Source organism: Dactylosporangium cerinum, assembly GCF_042653625.1.
GTDB classification, from domain to species: Bacteria; Actinomycetota; Actinomycetes; order Mycobacteriales; family Micromonosporaceae; genus Dactylosporangium; species Dactylosporangium cerinum.
On record NZ_JBHSIU010000032.1, the window covers coordinates 1 to 17,421 of the forward strand.

General features: G+C 67.3%; 18 protein-coding genes and 1 pseudogene. 10 read left to right on the plus strand and 9 right to left on the minus strand.

Annotated features, from left to right (window positions below; translation table 11 throughout):
- Positions 1-159: 159 nt before the first annotated feature.
- Positions 160-819: a hypothetical protein gene (locus ACFPIJ_RS26160; RefSeq protein ID WP_380118205.1), complete on the minus strand. Its 660-nt coding sequence runs from the start codon at positions 817-819 to the stop codon at positions 160-162.
- A 68-nt stretch (positions 820-887) separates the two neighbouring features.
- On the minus strand, positions 888-1,202 hold the full coding sequence (locus ACFPIJ_RS26165) for a hypothetical protein (protein WP_380118207.1): 315 nt from the start codon (positions 1,200-1,202) through the stop codon (positions 888-890).
- 439 nt (positions 1,203-1,641) lie between these two features.
- On the opposite strand from ACFPIJ_RS26165, the gene ACFPIJ_RS26170 reads away from it, so the two are divergent.
- Positions 1,642-2,529 (plus strand): DUF4238 domain-containing protein, encoded by an 888-nt coding sequence (locus ACFPIJ_RS26170; RefSeq protein WP_380118209.1) that lies wholly within the window; start codon positions 1,642-1,644, stop codon positions 2,527-2,529.
- Between the two features lie 89 nt (positions 2,530-2,618).
- On the opposite strand, the gene ACFPIJ_RS26175 is transcribed toward ACFPIJ_RS26170, so the two are convergent.
- From ACFPIJ_RS26175 to ACFPIJ_RS26200, 6 genes are all read right to left on the minus strand, one after another.
- Positions 2,619-2,795: a hypothetical protein gene (locus ACFPIJ_RS26175; protein WP_380118211.1), complete on the minus strand. Its 177-nt coding sequence runs from the start codon at positions 2,793-2,795 to the stop codon at positions 2,619-2,621.
- A 41-nt stretch (positions 2,796-2,836) separates the two neighbouring features.
- Positions 2,837-3,526 (minus strand): restriction endonuclease, encoded by a 690-nt coding sequence (locus ACFPIJ_RS26180; RefSeq protein ID WP_380118213.1) that lies wholly within the window; start codon positions 3,524-3,526, stop codon positions 2,837-2,839.
- A 358-nt stretch (positions 3,527-3,884) separates the two neighbouring features.
- Positions 3,885-5,069 carry a hypothetical protein gene (locus ACFPIJ_RS26185; RefSeq protein ID WP_380118215.1) on the minus strand — a complete coding sequence of 395 codons (1,185 nt, stop codon included), beginning with the start codon at positions 5,067-5,069 and terminating at the stop codon, positions 3,885-3,887.
- Positions 5,066-7,372, minus strand: a complete 2,307-nt coding sequence (locus ACFPIJ_RS26190; protein WP_380118217.1) for a BTAD domain-containing putative transcriptional regulator — start codon at positions 7,370-7,372, stop codon at positions 5,066-5,068. The genes ACFPIJ_RS26185 and ACFPIJ_RS26190 overlap by 4 nt, the downstream gene beginning before the upstream one ends.
- A complete protein-coding gene (locus ACFPIJ_RS26195) occupies positions 7,369-9,393 on the minus strand; it encodes an Hsp70 family protein (protein WP_380118220.1) in 2,025 nt (674 codons plus the stop codon). The genes ACFPIJ_RS26190 and ACFPIJ_RS26195 overlap by 4 nt, the downstream gene beginning before the upstream one ends.
- Positions 9,394-10,069: 676 nt before the next feature.
- Positions 10,070-11,131, minus strand: coding sequence for an integrase core domain-containing protein (locus ACFPIJ_RS26200; protein WP_380118223.1), 1,062 nt, complete (start codon positions 11,129-11,131; stop codon positions 10,070-10,072).
- 755 nt (positions 11,132-11,886) lie between these two features.
- Between ACFPIJ_RS26200 and ACFPIJ_RS26205 the strand changes: the two genes are divergently transcribed.
- The 5 genes and pseudogenes from ACFPIJ_RS26205 to ACFPIJ_RS26225 all read left to right on the plus strand — a co-directional run bounded on the left by ACFPIJ_RS26205 (position 11,887) and on the right by ACFPIJ_RS26225 (position 13,812).
- Positions 11,887-12,249 carry a hypothetical protein gene (locus tag ACFPIJ_RS26205; RefSeq protein ID WP_380118226.1) on the plus strand — a complete coding sequence of 121 codons (363 nt, stop codon included), beginning with the start codon at positions 11,887-11,889 and terminating at the stop codon, positions 12,247-12,249.
- A gap of 252 nt (positions 12,250-12,501) precedes the next feature.
- Positions 12,502-12,594 (plus strand): annotated as a pseudogene (locus ACFPIJ_RS26210) (hemerythrin domain-containing protein); the annotation flags it as partial.
- Between the two features lie 71 nt (positions 12,595-12,665).
- Positions 12,666-12,824, plus strand: a complete 159-nt coding sequence (locus tag ACFPIJ_RS26215; RefSeq protein WP_380118248.1) for a hypothetical protein — start codon at positions 12,666-12,668, stop codon at positions 12,822-12,824.
- Positions 12,825-12,959: 135 nt separating this feature from the next.
- Positions 12,960-13,256 carry a hypothetical protein gene (locus ACFPIJ_RS26220; protein WP_380118229.1) on the plus strand — a complete coding sequence of 99 codons (297 nt, stop codon included), beginning with the start codon at positions 12,960-12,962 and terminating at the stop codon, positions 13,254-13,256.
- Between the two features lie 310 nt (positions 13,257-13,566).
- On the plus strand, positions 13,567-13,812 hold the full coding sequence (locus ACFPIJ_RS26225; protein ID WP_380118232.1) for a hypothetical protein: 246 nt from the start codon (positions 13,567-13,569) through the stop codon (positions 13,810-13,812).
- A 278-nt stretch (positions 13,813-14,090) separates the two neighbouring features.
- Here the strand turns inward: ACFPIJ_RS26225 and ACFPIJ_RS26230 are convergent, their stop codons facing one another.
- Positions 14,091-14,552, minus strand: a complete 462-nt coding sequence (locus ACFPIJ_RS26230; RefSeq protein ID WP_380118235.1) for a response regulator — start codon at positions 14,550-14,552, stop codon at positions 14,091-14,093.
- A 295-nt stretch (positions 14,553-14,847) separates the two neighbouring features.
- Here ACFPIJ_RS26230 and ACFPIJ_RS26235 point away from each other — a divergent pair, with 295 nt between their 5' ends.
- From ACFPIJ_RS26235 to ACFPIJ_RS26250, 4 genes are all read left to right on the plus strand, one after another.
- A complete protein-coding gene (locus tag ACFPIJ_RS26235; RefSeq protein ID WP_380118237.1) occupies positions 14,848-15,036 on the plus strand; it encodes a cold-shock protein in 189 nt (62 codons plus the stop codon).
- 314 nt (positions 15,037-15,350) lie between these two features.
- Positions 15,351-15,683 carry a CBS domain-containing protein gene (locus ACFPIJ_RS26240; RefSeq protein ID WP_380118242.1) on the plus strand — a complete coding sequence of 111 codons (333 nt, stop codon included), beginning with the start codon at positions 15,351-15,353 and terminating at the stop codon, positions 15,681-15,683.
- 29 nt (positions 15,684-15,712) lie between these two features.
- The gene (locus ACFPIJ_RS26245) at positions 15,713-16,381 is read left to right on the plus strand and encodes a DUF2267 domain-containing protein (protein WP_380118245.1); all 669 of its coding nucleotides are present in this window, start codon (positions 15,713-15,715) and stop codon (positions 16,379-16,381) included.
- A 740-nt stretch (positions 16,382-17,121) separates the two neighbouring features.
- Positions 17,122-17,421, plus strand: a 300-nt coding sequence (locus ACFPIJ_RS26250; protein ID WP_380118239.1) for an integrase core domain-containing protein, incomplete at its 3' end; no start/stop codon positions are given.

A 17,421-nucleotide genomic window follows, 5' to 3' on the forward strand; every position in this document is an offset into this window, starting at 1 on the left:
AACACCCAAAACCGGCATCCACCATCACCCAATGCCGAAAATTATGACAAAGCACTACTAGGACCGTAGCTGGGCCGTCACGGCCCGTGGCGAACGGTCAGCGGCATAGCGGATGTCTCCACCCTGGCAGTAGCTTGCACAAACCCTCTGGCGAGTCCATCAATCGAGTCGTTGGAGCGCTTGAGCCACCCGTTCGTTGAATCGCTCGTACAGTTCATCGAGGCGGAGATTCGACTGCTTGGCCTTGTCCAGCGTCGGAGCCCAGACGAGTTCCCTCGCGACGGCGCGGGTTTCGTGCGCGAGTGCCCGCAGATCGCTATCGAAGACTCGAGCGCGGGCGACCTGTAGCCGGATCTCGGCGTCTGACCATCCGACTGCGGTCGGCGTCTCCCATTGTCGCGCCGGCCAGTCGGATGTTGAATCCATCCGTTCCAGCTGTCGATCCTGCTCGTCGTACACGGCCTTGATCATGTCCGCCGCTGCGTCCTGAAGGGCTGTGATGCTCTCGCGCTGGAAGGCGTTGCGTCGTGCGCGGCTCGCCTCGGCACGTTCATGGTCACGTGCCTCGCGTTCACGTCTGCCGGCCAGTTGTACCTGGTACACGGCGACGACGGACGTCGACACCGAACCGAGGAGAACACCGACGAGCCCGAAAACCGCCTCAGCCGCCATGTCTTGATTCTGAGGCAAGGCGAAGATCTTGATCTGGGCGGCCGCGCGGGCGTGGGTCTGATCTTCAGCGACACCAAGATCACATGCACTCCATTCGGCGCGAGCGCGCGCCGCTGCTGCGGCTCGACGCACCGGACCTGCCGTCACGAAGCTTGGCGATCTCCGAGTTGACTGCCGCGCGAGACCTGCGGCAGATGCGCGCCCCGCGCGTCTCGTCACTCCCGTGGCGTATCGGCTCCGCGCGACGACGTGCGCCAGATCTCGCGGAACCGAACGTCGATCGCTTCGACCTCGGCCACGTACCAGGCCGCCTCGGCCCGTACCACCGAATCGACAATCACCCGGCCGAGAAACCGCCGAATCCAATAGTCGTTGTCGAGCTCGTCCGCCCATTCCTCGTCGTAGTAGCCCTCGGCCAGATCGTCCACGAAGCGCCGCCACCCGTCGAGGCACGCCGCCGGCGTCAGACCGGCCCGCCCCTGCTCTGCAGCGATGGCGTTGAACCGCGCAACGAAGCCCCCGGCCGACATCCGCCGATCCTACGATCGTGCAGTCGGCTCCGCCTGCTGGGTCAGACCGCCATGTCGCCCGCCCGACGCCGGACCGGTCAACCCAACTGCCGGATCAGATGCACGCACATCGGCTTGAGGGCACCGGCCGGAAGGACATTGCCGACGCGAGCATGACGGACTGTGACGGCTCCCGAAGATCGACGCACACGCTCGGCGGCAGATCAGTGAGCGGAAGCCGCCGGTTGTCAACGGTCGACGAACCGGACCGTACGGCGTTTACTCTGGACAGGCGCCGAGCGGCGACCCCGATTCGTGAGGTGCATCCTGGGCATTTCCACCGCTTGGCTCGTGATGGTCGCCTGGAGCCCAACAGGGCAGCTATACAGATGGAGAATGAGCGAGAGGATGCCGCAAGGTGCCGAGTCAAGTGTCAAACCAGCCGAAGAAGCATCACTTCGTGCCCCAGTTCCTGTTAGAGCTCTTTGCCGACCGGCAACGGAGGCTGACTGTCTACCGACTTAAAGCGACCGGCCCACATATTGCGTCAATTAGGGACGTTGGGCACAGGAACTTAGGGCACACGATTTATATGCCCGGCCGAAATCCTGATCACGAAACCCTCGAGAAGGGGATGTCTGAGATCGAGGGCGCAGCGGCCAGCGTAATTCGGGATCTGCTGGCGAGCCGAAAAAGTGAGCTATCACCAGAGCATAGAGAAGTGCTATCTTGGTTCATCGCCTTGCAGTGGCAGCGCCATCGCATGCTACTCGATCTTGTTAGGGTGAAAGTGCTACAGGATCACCCAATGCAGCCTACGGATCCGGAGTACGAGTATGCGACTAAGTCGCTTGGACTTCATGCCATACTGACGAACGTCATCTGGCCATGGAAGAACCGAAATGACCCGATGTGCAGACCCAAGGAGCGATGGAACCACATCGTTAGTCGACTCGAGCCGATGTTTTGGAAAACGCTTCGCCCGCGTGCGCCGTCGCTGCTAGTGGGTGACACCACGGCATGTCTTTCGGGAATTGCAATCGGGAACGACTTCGATCTTCCGGTCGCCTATGCGAATCACGGCATCGGTTTAGGGTTCGAGAATTTCCAGCGACTCACCGCCCCTCTTGCTCCGACGCTTGGGCTGGTCATCTCTCGAAGCGAGGACGATGCCAGAAAGATCACGTCTCGTGCAATGAACCGATTTACTGTAGGAAACAGTCGGGAGTTCGTCGCGCATTCTCCCGAGTGGCCCAATGCTGCTCCAAGCCTATTTGGCGCAATGGTTGACGAGCTCACAACGCAACGCTGGCTGGCGCAACACATCTTCCCGGGCCTTCGAGCGTAGGCTGTACCAGCTTGCGCAACGCGTAACGGAGTGTTGGCGCGTATGGCCACTCTCGAACGCAATCTCATCGGCAAAATCGTGAGCAGCGGCTACGTGCCGGAGTCCATGTATGCGGCGAGGATGTAGTTGGGGTGTCGGTCGAGGTTGTTGTGGGCCCGATCGTGGCACATGGTGGTGCGTAGGTCGGCGTGGCGGGCGGCGATCTGCACGTCGCGGAGGCTGACGCCGGCGTCGAGCATGGTCGTGACGAACGTGTGGCGCAACATGTGCGGTGCATTCGCGGCGTGCCCTTACGTGGTTTCGCTGCTTACTCGTAAAAACTGTGGATTACATGGCCGACCTCCGCTTCTCTCAACCGCCACTCGCGGCCCGCGTCAAATCGTTCGCCGAACTCGATGAGGAAGTCGTCAACCATTGCATCACTCGGCGGAACGGCAATGCTGTGGGATAAAACTATGTGGGCTATGAACGCGTGCATCTGCCTGTTTCCCCAGTCAACACTGTTACCGACACACAGGAGCGCATCGCCGCCGTAGCCAGTTTCGTAGGTAATGCGCCCGTAGCTGTCGCAATCCGGCGATGAGGACTGGCACAGGTCGACGTAGCTGCCGCAATAGAAACCCTCGCCGCCGGCTGGGTGCAGGCGAGCTGGGGAATTGTCGAACGGCAGGGTCAGGCATTCGATATTTGCCTTCGCCGCTCGCAAGGAGGCGGTCTTCGTGAACCCGCTGTGGCTAACTATCCGTGCCCCGGAGGCGTTCAGGTCGTCGATTGTTCCTACAAGCCGATCGACTACTCCGACATCCACTGGTCTAATTTGATGCTTGCATTCGACGATCTCGCGCGTTCGGGGAAGCCAGATGTCCACCTGCCGGAAATGGCGACCTAATGAATCGACTAACTTCACGTCTAGCTCGAACCTCGTACGAGGATCACGGTCAGTAAGATGCTGCATCACTTGGCGCTCATAGCTTTTACCGCTCAACTTCAAAACCAAGTGTCGCCATCCTATTCGGCTAGCCTCCACGAAGATGTATCTAGAAGTTTACGTGGTCCGAACCATCCCACCCAGGCGTCGAGCAAGATCCGCTGCGCGCTCATCGGCAGATCCGGTAGCCGTCCCTTCATCGGCTTCCGCTACCCAACGTAGCTATGACACGGCTCGACGGCGGATCAACTTACGATCCGCCGCCCTGACTGTCCGCGGCCAGCGCCGCGACCTGCTTCCAAGTGGGTCCGAAACTCACCGACAACGACCAAGGGAACGTGACGCGCATGGGCTCGGAGGTCACGTACATCCGGACCCAGTTCTCACGGACCGAGCCAAGCCCTGACACGTCGACGACGCCGGACGGTCAGCGAATCCACGCGATCGTGCCGTGGTCGAGCACGACGTGGCCGCCGACCGTGAACTGCTCCGTGGCTTCGGCGTCGGTCCAGCGGCGAGGTTCGACGAGGTCAAGGCTCCACCGATATCGGACGGTCGCTGCGCCGGGTGTGGCAGTTCGGACCGTGACGATGCCAGTGTCGTCGACATTGAGGGAGATGGCCGGGTACCGGTCGATGGTCCACGTCGGTGCCGTGAGGATGGGGGTACGGACGCTGTGGCGGAACGGGCAGTCGAACGGGGTACCGAGTGAACTGTCGGTGTCCGGTGCCAGGTCGTGCAGTGCGGCGCAGCCGTCGATACGCGCGCGGATCAGCTGCTGAATCTGCTGCAGCGCGTCTGTCCGGACCGTCGGCTTCACGGTGACGGCGGCTGGCTCGATGCCGCCGGCGACGGTGACGGTCACGGTGGCGGCTTCGAAGAGCAGGTCGCCGGCGGCGGTGACGGTGTATGCCCCTGGCGGCGCCCAGATCTGCCGGGCGCCCGGTTGGTCGTCGGTCGTGACCGGGTTGGGTGTGACCTCGACGCCGGCCAACCGGAGATGCTCGTAGGCGGAGCTGCGCAGGTCGAGATCACCGCCGGGTTCGTCCTTGATCAGCCATACGTGGCCGAGGAGCCCTTGCCGGTAGCGGACGACCGTGATCGTTTCCTTGTATGTGGTGCCGCTGATGGTGTAATCCACGACGACGTCGCGGGTCTTGCCGTAGATGGTGCTGCTGTCGCGGCCAGACCTGATCTGTACCTGTTCAGGTGGCTGATAGCCGTGCATGAGCCCGGTCGGGGTACACAGGGGACTGCCGTCACACCTGGCAAGCCCGCTGAGGCGGGCACCGTCGCGGGCGGTGAGAGCAGCGAACAGCTTCCGGACCACCTCTTCCGGCGAGTCGGTCGGGCCGAGCCCGGAACACCGCACGAAGACGGCACCCACCAGCACAGTGACGACCGCGGCAGCGACGAGCCGGCTCCATCGGCCGGCGCGTCGGCGTCGCCACCGCGACCACGGCGCCGCCGACGCGCCCGGCGCGCGGCCGATCCCGGTCGCCGGCGCGGGACGCTGGATGACCAGGACCGGGGGATCGACGTCCGGCAGCACCGGGTACCCGGCCGGTCCGTACGGAACCAGGACCGCGGAGTGGCTGGTCTCAGGGGTCACCGGTGGTCTCCTTGCCTGCTCGAGATGCGTGCGGCGCTCGATGCGGCGACGTGCTCGTCCAGGAGCTCCCGGTACAGCTGTTCGGTGGCCGGCTCCGGCTCGGTGCGCAGCTCCGCGAGGTGTTCGGTGAGGGCGGCCATGCTGCGCCGCACACCGTCGTAGTCGCCGGTGGCGGCCTGCCGGGCCATCGCTGCCCGGTACAGCTGTTCGGTGTGCGGGGCCAGGCCGATCGCCCGCCGCAGCAGCTGCAGCGCCAGGTCCGGGTCCGGCTCGAGGCCGGCGAGGTGCAGGTAGCAGTCGACGAGATGCCGTGCTGTGCGTTCCCGGTGCACCGGCAACCAGGTCGTGGACGGGCCGTCCGGGAGACGGTCGGCGAGGTCACCGCGGTGCAGCCCGACCGCGTCGCGCAGCAGCTGGTCACGGCCCGCCGGATCGTTGGTGCGCAGCGCTGCGGCGTCAAGGAGGTCGTGGAACTGCCACAGGTCGACCTGGACGCGGTCCGGGTCGAGCCAGTACCGGCCACCGCCAGCGGAGGACTCCGCGGTGCGGCGCACCACGTCGACGCCGGCGGCGTCCTGCAGCGCTCGGCGAAGTTCCGACAGGCTGGTCGCGAAGCGTTGTCTGGCAGAGCTGGTCGGCACGTCCGGCCAGAGGGCCTCTTTGAGGTCGTTGCCGGTGATCCCGTCGCGGTGCACGGCGAGCAGGACGAGCAGGTGCACGCTGGCGGTGCGCCGCACCTGCACTGCGGTGAACGTGCCGTCGGGGCGGGGCAGCAGCACCTGGACCGGGCCGATGACGCCAATCAGCAGCCGACGCGGACGCTGGGCGTCGACCGGCGGCTGATCGGGCCACGGCACCTCGGTCGACGCCGCCGCGGTCACTGGCCACGTCGCCGCTGGCGTGGCCGGTGCGGCAGCACGGTCGTCAGCGTTGGCGGTTCGGGACCGCATCGCGGTGGCGGTCTGCCGCAGCGTGGACAGTAGCGCCCTGGCGGTGGGCAGGTTCAGCGTCGCCAGCCGCAGCTGTGCAGGCCGTGCAGCGGATGCCGGCAGGGCGTCGGTGACGACGCCCTCGGCGTCGACAGTCCACGCCGTCCGGCCGGATCGTCTGCGTCCGTCGACGACCGTGACCTGCAGGCGGAGCGGGACCCGCACGGACGCGGCAGTGGCGATCGGGTCGCCTGCCAGCGCGCCGGTCACGATCGACACGATGGGCGTGCCGATGTCGGAACCGGGCGACACCTTTTCGGCAGCGGCCACCACGGGTGAGATGCCCGCATCCAGATACAGGCCCGGTACCGCGGGTACAGCACCGAACAAGGTCCGAGCGGCGCCCTCGTTCATCACCACCTGAGCCGCGTCGCCCCGGGCCACGCTGCCGGTCAGGATCGCGACGATCAGCCCACGGGCGGCGTTGAGCGCCCCGTCGCCGGCGAGGTCGACACCGTCGCGGGGCAGCGCAGTCAGGTCCAGCCACCGCGCTCCGACGACACCAATGACCACCGACCTCTGCTCGGCGCCGTCGAGATCCGGCACCGCGGTGTCGAGGTCAGGTAGCACGTCGAGGGCGGCGAGCGTCGGATCGACCGGGAGCAGATCAGCGTCGTACCGGTCGGCGCGACCTGGCGGGCGCGGCTGGTAGGTGCGGCGGCGTTGCGCCCACAGCAGGGCGCTCACCGCGGCGAAAGCGGCGACGACCGGCACCGGCAGCCACCCGCCACGCACCTGGACCCCCGCCGCGCCGTAGTCCACCGCTGCGGACACCTCGACCGCCACCGGCGTCGCGGCCTCGGCCGCCGACACCACCGGGGCGTTCTGCTGCTGGCCGCGTGACGGCGTCGACGGTGCTGCCGGCCGCGGTGCCGCAACGTCGGCAGCGACAGCCAACGGTTGCGCCGGCGGAACAGCCACCGCCGCGCCGCGGCCGGTGACCGCGTCGACGAGCAGCACCGCTGAACCGGCCGCAGCGGTGACCGCCGTATGCAGCGGCACCGGCAGCCGGCGACCAGAGCGGTGTGGCCGGCGGACGGCGTCGACGATGTCGAGGATCGTGGTGGCCAGCAGCCACAGCCACATCACCCAGCCAAGGAGCAGCCCGGCGACGAATATGCCGAGGGCGCTGAGGGGTTCGTTGACCAGCGCCGCCCAGTCCGGTTCGGACTGCCACAGCCCACGGGTCGCGAGGGTCAGCACCCACGGCAGCGCGACGAGCGCTGCCACGACCAACCAGAACACGACCACGGCACGCGCCGCCCGCAGGGTCAGCCGCCAACCCGCACCTCCGGCGCCCCGAACCCTGCTCATCGCCGCTCATCGGTCGTCGTCGACCACACAGACGGTGCCTGCAATCCCGGACCACTGCCCAAGATGCTCGGCGGCGCCCCGCGCGATCCGATCGAGGCCACGTCCGCCGCCCCGGATAGTCCCCGCAGCGCCGATCCCGTCGACGCGGCCGTCGGCCGCAGCACCGTGTGCGCCAGCGCCGACACGGCACGCCACAGCCACCACCACGTCACGACAGCCGCGAACCCGACCGCGATCAGCCCGGTGGTCCGCCACGTCAACGACACCGCCGTCAAACCCGCCAACGGCAACATCACCGCCACCCGGAGCCAGACCCGCCGTATGACCAGAACCGCGACGGCCGCCCCCACGAATGCCCCGCCCAGCCGGCCGGTCACACCGATGATCTCGTTCGACGTTGACGTATGCCGCTCCAGCCACAACCGAAGCTCATCCAACATGAGCGGCGACCCGGTCCCGTCGTAGCCGATCAACGTCGCGCCCGCGAGCACCAGCGCCACCGCAGCGACCGGGAATCGGAACCACACCGGCCACGAACCGCCCGGCGACGGCGGATCAGGCCGCCACCACACCACGCCAGCAGCGACCAGCACCGCCACCACCACCGGCAGCGCGGCCAGGACCGACCACCGCAACATCGGACCCGCCGGCACGTCGAAGTACCCGACACCGAACACCCCGTACCCCGCCGCGACCACAGCACCGAGCACCGCACCACCGGCCAACGCCACCGCATACAACCGATGCCGCAGCCGATCATCGGCCACCACCTCGAACCGCAGCGTGCCCAACCACGACGCCCCAGCCACCGTCGCCACGACCGCCAACACCGCTGCGAACGCCAACCCACCCCAATGCCCCAACACCATGCCGGGCACGATCGACTGCCGCGGACCGTACCGCTCCGCACCCACCACGAACTGCCCGAACAGCCCGATCGACCCGACCGCCGCCAGCACCACTCCAGCAGCACCACCGGTCCCCGCCGCAGACACAGCGGCAGACTCGCCCGGCAAGGTAGCGACGGGCGCCTGGACCGCACCGAACACAGCAGCCGCCTCGGCGTGCGTCACCATCACCGGCCGCACACCGAGCCCGGCAGTCAACGCGTCGGCAATGACCGGAAGCCGAGCACCACCACCGACACACACCACCCACTGCACCTGCTCGGCCGTCACATCAGCCGCTGCGACCGCCTGCCGGGCCGCATCGACCGCACCAGCGACGACCGCGCCCACCGCCTCCCGCAGATCCGCTACACCGAACAACGCCGGCACCGTACCCACCTGCACCTGCACCACCGGCGCGACCGACAACGCCTCCTTCGCCAGCCGCGCCCGGTCCAACGCCTCAGCCGTTGGCAGTCCGATCACCGCCGAACCGGAGCCGGCGCCGACTTCGGAGTCGGCTGCCATGTCGGCGCCGCTGCCGACATGAGGGTCTGCTGGTACTGCGGTGAGCGCTGCGGCGATCGCGGCGTCCATGGCGGCACCACCCACTGATTGGGCATGGATCGTGGCGAGCGTCTCGAACCCGTCTGGGGTCCGTGTCACAACACTGGCGGCAAACCCGGCCCCGAAATCGCATACCAGCACGCAACGACCGACCGGGATGTCGACGCCGCCAGCTGTCAGATGCCAGGCGACCGCCAACGGCGCCGCGATCAACTCCGCGTCCGCCATGCCGACCCGGTCCAGCGCGGCTCGCAACGCGGTCCGCCGCCGCGGTCCCCAACCCGCTGGCACTACGATCCGCACCGCGCCTCGGCCTGCAGCGGCAGCGTTGGGAACCCGCGACCGGACCGCACTGAGCAGGGCAGCCACGATGTCAGCAGTGTCGATGCGGACACCGTCGACATCCACAGCGTCGTGCGTCAGCTGCGCCATCGGGTCAGAGACCCATCCCCGCGGACGGTGCGATGCCCGCTGTTGCGCCACAGCACCCACAGAGAGAATGCCGTCGCCGCCAACGTATACGCGGGAGTCCAGCCACGGCAGGTCATCGAACCGCACGACCGTCACCGCCCCGTCGGCGGCGGCTGTCGCAGCCTTGACCCGGCTCGAACCCACATCAACCCCAAGGGCCACAGCAGTCACATCGGACATAGAAGGATTCTTACGTATCGAAGCGACACACGGTGACCCTTCAAACACAAATAGATTCACTATTTGTGCACAGGAGGCGCCGGACCGACCGCAGGCCGATCCGGCCGCGATCCTGCTCAGGTCGCACCCGACACCTCCTGGGAACAGGTGTTCCGGACGTTGACCACCAGGTGACCTGCTCCGTCGGCTCGGGGACAACATCGCCGTGGTACCCGCGGCGATGGTCTGATCGGGTGCACCCTGCGCGTGATGGGACGACACCTCCAAGCGTCGGCACGGCGGGAGCACCCCCGCGCTTGCGGGGACGACCTCGGCACCCTTGACCTGGGGGTCAAGGGGTCGTGGGTTCGAATCCCGCCGTCCCGACAGCGCAAGGGTTTTCGCAGGTCACAAGCCTGCGGGAGCCCTTTTTTCGTGTGTGAGCAGTTCGCCTGAGTCGAGCACGCCGCTGTTGGACCCCTTGACTCGACGGGTGACGAGATGCCCCTGCTCAAGATCGAAAAGCTCACTGAAGGTCTCGCCGGTGACTGGCCCGGACTGTACCGTGCCAGAACTGTATTTCAGGCTGTGAGCTGGGGCTTTGTCGGGTGGATCAAGCGGCCCGGCGATACTCGTTGATCACGCCGCCCAGGACGCGGCGTCGGCGGATCGGCTTGTCGATCGCGATGACCATGCCGGGGTCGTGGTCGGGTGGATGCTGATCCAGGCTCTGGTGGGGCCGGTGCCGGTCGAAGTGGTCCTCGTAGTCGTGCAACACGGTGCGGGCGTGCTGTTCGTTGTAGATCAATACCCGGTCGGTGCACTCGGCCCGGACACTGCGCACGAAGCGTTCCGCGAAGGCGTTTGCTCGAGGCGTCCTTGGTGGGGTCTTCACGACCTGGATGCCTTCGGCGGCGAACACGGCGTCGAAGGACGCGGCGAACTTGGCGTCGCGGTCGCGGATGAGAAACCGGAACCGTGTCATACGGTCGCCGAGGTCCAGCACCAGGTTCCGGGCCTGTTGAGTGGTCCACGCCGCGGTCGGGTGGGCGGTGACGCCGAGGATGTGCACCCGTCGGGTCGTGATCTCCATGACGAACAGCACGTACAGGCGTCGCAGCGTGATGGTGTCGATGTGGAAGAAGTCGGTGGACAGCAGTCCGGACGCCTGAGCGCGCAGGAACGTCCGCCAACTGGTGTCGATCTCACGTGGGGCGGGGCCGACCCTTGATCGGGCGAGGATGCGGCGGATGGTGCCGGCGCCGATGCGGTGGCCGAGGCCGACGAGTTCGCCTTGGATGCGCCGGTGTCCCCAGCCGGGATTCTCCCGGGCCAGGCGCACGATCAGGTCACGGACGTCGTCGCTGATCGGTGGTCGTCCAGGCCGGTTCGGGTGAGTCCAGTGCCGGCGGACCAGCCGGCGGTGCCAGGCCAGCAGGGTAGCCGGGGTGACGATCCGATGCGTCCACGGTTCCCTCGGCAGCGCCCGGACCAACGCGGACAGCACCGCTCGCTCCGGCCACGACAGCCGCGGCCGACCGACCTGCCGCCGCAGCACCGCCACCTCGTGGCGCAGCACCAGCAACTCGGCGACCATCACCGACTCGCTCCGCGTGGCCTGCGGCAACCAGCCGAACACCCGCACCGCACTCAGGTACAACAGCCGAACAAACACGCCTACCATCCTGCGCTGCTGTCGCGAAACAACAGCTCACACCATGTGCGACGAGTTTTGGCACGGTACACACCTGCTCGAACAATCCACCGATCCGGCCGTGCTGATCCACCAGCAGCGTCACCACGTCACATCGCTCATCCGCACTCACCCGGACCGCCCCCCGTCGGGCACCGGCTAACCACACCCCTGCAAACTATCTCGTTGCACGCTCGGGAGGCGTTCCCGCGGCGCGCACTCGCGCGCTGATGCAGAACAACGTGGTGATGAGCTGTAGGTCGTCATCGATGAAAAGCCATAAACTTGTCCGAGCCATCCTCAACCGGACTCGACCAAGTCCCTGGCGTCACCCACCACGACGACGATCGCGCAGACAGCCGCTGCGCGAGTGACCCGGCCGGCACATGCCATCACTGGCGTCGCCCGTAGCGCCATGCGGCTTCCCCGCGCGCTCAGCCTGGCCGCCAGCACCGTCGCGCCTTCAGCGGGTTAGCAAACCATCTGCGACGCTGCAGTCTTGACGTTACTCCGTGTAGCCGAGGTCGTTCAGCGCCAGGGCTGGCTCCGGCCGAGCGTCGTCGACGTTGTCGCATGCGCCCGGGTGTACGGCTGCCGCCAGCACTGAACCCAGATCGACCACAGCCGAGACACGGGGCTTGGCCGGGCCGCGAATGGGTAGTGTCCCGCCAGCCACATGAGCGGGATAACGACCGCAGGAATGCGGTGACCGGGCCACACGTGGGGAAGAGGACGCCGTGGCGATTCAGGAACGCTTCAGCCTGCGCAACCTATACCTGTATCTGGTCTGCCTGATCACGCTCGTGATCTCGATCTTCGCCGCGGTGAACATCGTCCGCAGCGCGGTCGAACTCTTCTACCCCGATCCTGGGTACTACATCCAGGCGCCCATGAAGGACCCGAGCATTAGCCCCGAGGAGCAGGAGCGCCTCCACCGGGCGGCGCAGGACTCGCAGCAACGCCAGTCCGTACTCGGCGTGATCAGCTCCGGCGCGCTGCTGCTGATCGCCGGTCCCGTCTACGTCTACCACTGGCGCCGCATCCAGGCGGAGCTGCCGTCGCGGCAGACACCGCTGGAAGGGCCGCACCCCCCGGCGTGAGCATCGCCGCCACAGGGGCAGCCGGCGGGAGGCGCGCCGCCGCGCTGCGGGTATGCAGCGCACTGCCGGGGAAGGCGCGTTGTTAAGCCGACAGACACGACGAGGTGAGGCTCATGACCACGATGCAGCAGGACATGGTGGATCTACTCGTAGATCAGCACCGCGACACCAAGGATCTGTTCAACAAGGTGGCCGCCGCGAAGGGTTCCACGCCGTCGCGCGCTCTTCGACGACCTAGTCAGGTTTCTGGCGGTGCACGAGAGCGCGGAGGAAGTCGTGGTGCATCCTGCTGCGCGCAAGCGGATCGCCGCGGGCAACGAGGTGGTGGAGCGTCGACTGCGGGAGGAGAACGAGGCCAAGGACGCGCTCGCCGAACTGTACGACCTCGGGGTGGACCACCCCGAGGTCGACGGCAAGTGGCGGCGCTGGCCGCGTTGGTGCTCGCGCATGCCGGCAACGAGGAGTGGGAGGAGTTCACGGCCTTATGCGACAGCGTTTCGCGCGAGGAGCTGCTGCGGATGGCCAATTCGCTCGAGGCGGCGGAGCAGGTCGTATCGAACGGCCGCATGCCATGACCAGCGAATCGGCGATCGTCGACCTGATCGCTGGCCCACCCCCAGCGGTATTCGACCGGATCCGCAACGCTCTCGATGAATGGCGTCAATCGCACAACAATGTACGACAAGCGGTACGCCGCAAGGGAGGTCGCGATGGACGAGCACTTCGTGTGGATGACAACGCGCCGGATCAAGGCGGGCACATTGGCCGACTTCGAGCGGATGTGGCGACCCAGCCAGCACCCGGAGGGCATGCGGCGCGCCTACGCTTACTGGTCGGATGACGGACTTGAGGTAGTCGGCGTCTCGTTCTGGGATTCAAGGGAGTCGTGCGACGCCTGGCGTGTGTCCGAGGTGGAAGCGAATCGGCGCGAGGCGATGGCTCCTTACGTCGTCGAGGAGCGGGAGGCGTTCTACCGCGGCCGCGAGCTCGCCGTGCCGGCGCGATGACCGAACCCGTCGCGAACCGGACCCGCGCTACGGCGCGGCGTACCGGCCACGCCGTGCGCCCCGGGCCCGACCCGGCCGGCTGCCGACCGATCCAGATCGACTGCCCTGGCGCTGTCCGTCTCGGGTGCGCGAGGCTTCCGCCCCCGAGAACCCGAGGTAACGGCCACGCGGACGCCCGGGTCTCCCAACCAAGTTTCTGATCTTGGAATGTTCCGGGGTCGGCGTTGGTCCAAGTGCGGATCTTGGACCCCAGAGCTCTTGCGGCTCACCCGAGTTGGGCGACGCGCAGGCGAGCCGTCACGACAGCACTATGTTCGTGGCTGCCGAGCTTGAGGAACTGCTCGTGCGTCAGGTCGACGTCGGCGTGGCCGACATGAAAGTAGCGACCGAGGACGAGGTAATCAGCACACTCGTCGTCGTCGAACGCGCCACGGCCTCGAACTGCCGCACGGGCGAGGATCGCGAGCTGCTCCTCGTGTACGGGGCGGCGGAGTCGGTCGTCGTCGCCGACGCGCTTTGCAGGGCGTCGGAGCTGGCAACCGCCAGCTCGACGTGACGCGGCGCGGGAGGGTTCCACGCTTGTCCAGGCGGGTGGTTGCCACTGCGCCCGACACGCGGGGCCAGACGTTCGAACGGATGTTCGATACACTCGAAGGGCGAGTCGCTGCCGGTTCGCACGAGGCATGGTCGGCAGCAGGACTCATGATGCGGCGGCGGCCGAGCGACGTGAGGCGGCGCTGGCGGAATGGCACGCCGCCGCGGTTTCCGGTCAAGGTGACCCGAGACGGGGATTCCGCCTTGGAGCGCCCAACCACCAGGCACTCGCCGCCCACCTTACGCGCGGCGACACCGGTCCGGATCAGGCAGCCTCACCAAGATCGGCACCGACCGTGTGTCGCCCAGCACGGCGCTATCCGGGGCCGCGCGTAGCGCGGCCTGCGGCTGGGTGTCGGCGACGTAGGCGGCGTTCAGAGCTGTTCCGCACCGCCGTGCCAGCGTCGGCGGCATCGTCGGCGTTTCCAGGAGGGACCGGACGAGGTCGGGGTCGACGACGACCTCCCCAGCGTGGACCCGCCAGATCGCGGCGAGCAGGGTTGACCGGTCGAGCACGCGGTCCTTGAGCAGGTACCCGATGTGGGTGGGCCCGCCGGTGAGCAGCTCCATCGCGTACGGCGCCTCTCCGTACTGGGACAGCACCAGTACGGCCGTCGCGGGATGCTCGCGACGCAGCCGCTGGGCGGACTGTATCCCTTCGTCGGTATGGGTCGGCGGCATCGGGATATCGACAATCGCCATGTCCGGGACCGTCAACGCGACGGCGCGGATCAGGTCATCCCGGCGGCCTTGGCCACCGAGACGTCCTGCTGCTGATGCATCTGGCATCCGTTGACGCCGACGGCGCGCTGGTCGGCCTGCGAATGGTGTCGATGCAAACGAGGCGCATGCGGCTGCGCCGCGCCACATCTGAAAAACGCTGCGTGGCTGCGGGTGGTCCTCGACTCCGTCAGCGGCGGATTCGGCGTACGGATCGACGCCGCTGCGGATGGCATGTTCGCGCGCTGCGCCGGGAATGATCGCAGCGAGCACCTGTATGACGTACGGGTTTATCACCCCCGACGAGAGCGGCAAGGACCTGTTCGTGCACCACAGCGCGATCGGCGATGCGGGTTTCGCAGCCTGGAGGAGGGGCAGCGGGTGGAGTACGACGGCCCGGGATCCCGAGCCTGACCAGGCCCACCACGTCCGACCAACCAGGCAGCGGCCCGCGATAGCGGGCTAGCTCACTTCCGCTCGCGGAGGAGCGCGTACAGCCTGCAAGACATCACGACGCCGGACCCCGAAGACTGCACGATCCTGCAGCCCGGCACGCGCACGCAAGGCGGACAGCAGTCCGGGCACCCGGCGTCGACCCGGACCGCGGTGGACGGCGGCCCGCCCGCGGCACGTCGACTGGGACGCACAGCCTGACCCCCAAGGAGGCGACGATGCGGGCCAAGGACTTCATGACCAGGCCGGTGTACACGGTGCGGCCCACCGACACGGTCGAACACGCCGCCGCGCTGCTGGCCGACAAGAAGATCACCGCGGCGGCCTGTGCTCAACGAGGCCAACGAGGTCATCGGCATGGTCAGCGAAGGCGACCTGCTGTGGCATCGGTTGCTGGCGGACCCCACCGCCCACCTTTGGCGCGCCGCCGGCGGCGACAGCGAAAAGCGCCCCGGGACGGTCGCCGAGGTGATGTCCACACCTCCGGTCACATTCTGGCCGCAAGCCGACATCGCCGACATCGCGGAGTCGATGCTCCACCACAACGTGCGCAGCGTACCCATCCTCGACGGCGCCTTCGACGACGACACCGAACGCACCGTGGTCACCATCATGGCCCGCACCGTGCCCGGCGTCGCCGCCGTGCGGCTCGGGCGGTGAACGACCAACTCACGGAAGGGAGACACGCGATGTCACTCGCCGAACGAACGGTTTTCGACCGCGCCGTCCACACCTCCAACACCTGGCTCACCGACGTCGCGACCGCACTCGACACCGACGACATCCGCTTCGCCCACCGGGTGCTGCGGGCATGGCTGCACGCGCTGCGCGACCGGCTCACCGTCGACAGCGCCGCGAAGTTCGGAGCACAACTACCCGAGCTTCTCCGCGGCATCTACTACGACGGCTGGGTTCCGAGCAAGGCGCCCATCAAGTACGGGTCCGACGAGTTTTCGCTTCGGTTCGCTGAAGAAGCCCGGATCGCCACCAAGGATGTGCGGGGCGCCATCAGCGCGACGACTCGAGCACTCGCCGATCACCTCTCGCCCGGCCTGATGACCGAAACCCTCGCGCAGCTTCCCGCCCACGTGCGCGCCCTCCTGACCGGACCCGTGACGGCGCAAACCGGGACAGCTCCAACCGCTTCAGCGACCAGACCAGCCGAAGTGCCGAGCACACCGCCGGAGCGCTTTGCCCATCTCGAAGACCAGGTGAGCACTCTTACCGAGGCTCTCCAGACCTTGGCCCGCAGTCTGGAGAACAGTCGGATGCGTGGCCTGGACACGGACAGCGTGGCACGCGCGGCGCGCTTGGCCGACGAGATCATCATGGCCAGTCACGCGAACCCGACACCTTGACACAGACGCGGGCCAAGCCGCCGGGAGGCGCCGCGACTCACGCCACCGGCGTGCCGACGAGACGCCGAGGTAAGTCAATGCCACCGCGTCCGCGGTCTGCTCAGCGACAGCCCTCGGCGTCGAGTAGGGCGGCGACCGCCTCGGGATCCGGATCGAAGCCGGCCAAGCGCGCTCAGGCGAGCGCGCTTCGACGACGGCCTGGCCATCGAGCAGGTCGACGCCCGGCGGTGGGCCATAGCCGTCCAGCAGGGCTCGTACCGCACCGGCCGACCGGTCACCCGGGTGACCGTCGCCGCCGCCTCGAGCAGGGTGAAACGCCTCCCGGACGATCAGGCTGTACGTCGCACCGTCGTGCCCGTCCCCGGTCAGCGCGGCCACCACAGCCACTGATCCGAAACGACAGGAGCCTTGCTGGGGCCGCGACAAGTTTTTGTCCACTGTTTGCCAACAGGGGGCGCCCTACCGTTGTACCTGCCGACAAATGCGTCCGTGCTGGTCAGAGGGCAGTCCACCATACGAATGCGATCTTGGTTGTCGGGTCCCCGTGTCCTGCTTGCCGTCGCCGTCGGTGACTACGCGATGATGCCGTCTCATGCTGCGGCGACTGGCATACCTGGGCGTCACCAACGCGCTCGCTGCTGCGGCTACTGCCAGGCAGCGACCGTGACGAGGACGTGGAGATCCTTGCCCTACGGCACCAGCTCGCCGTGCTGCACCGCCAGCAGGACGCGGGATGACGGGTGAGGTACCTGATCCGCGACCGGGACGGCAAGTACCCGGCTCTGTTCGACGCTGTCCTCGCCGACGCTGGGATCGCGGTCGTGCTCAGCGGCGTTCGGATGCCCCGGATGAACGCGGTCATGGAACGCTGGATGCGGACCTGCCGGCGCGAACTGCTCGACCGGACGCTGATCCTCAACCAGCGACGCCTGCTGCACGCGCTACGCGAGTACGAGACCTTCTATAACGAGCACAGACCCCTGTACCGTGCCAATACTCATCGCACATGGCGTGAGCTGCTGTTTCGCGAAAGCGAGGCA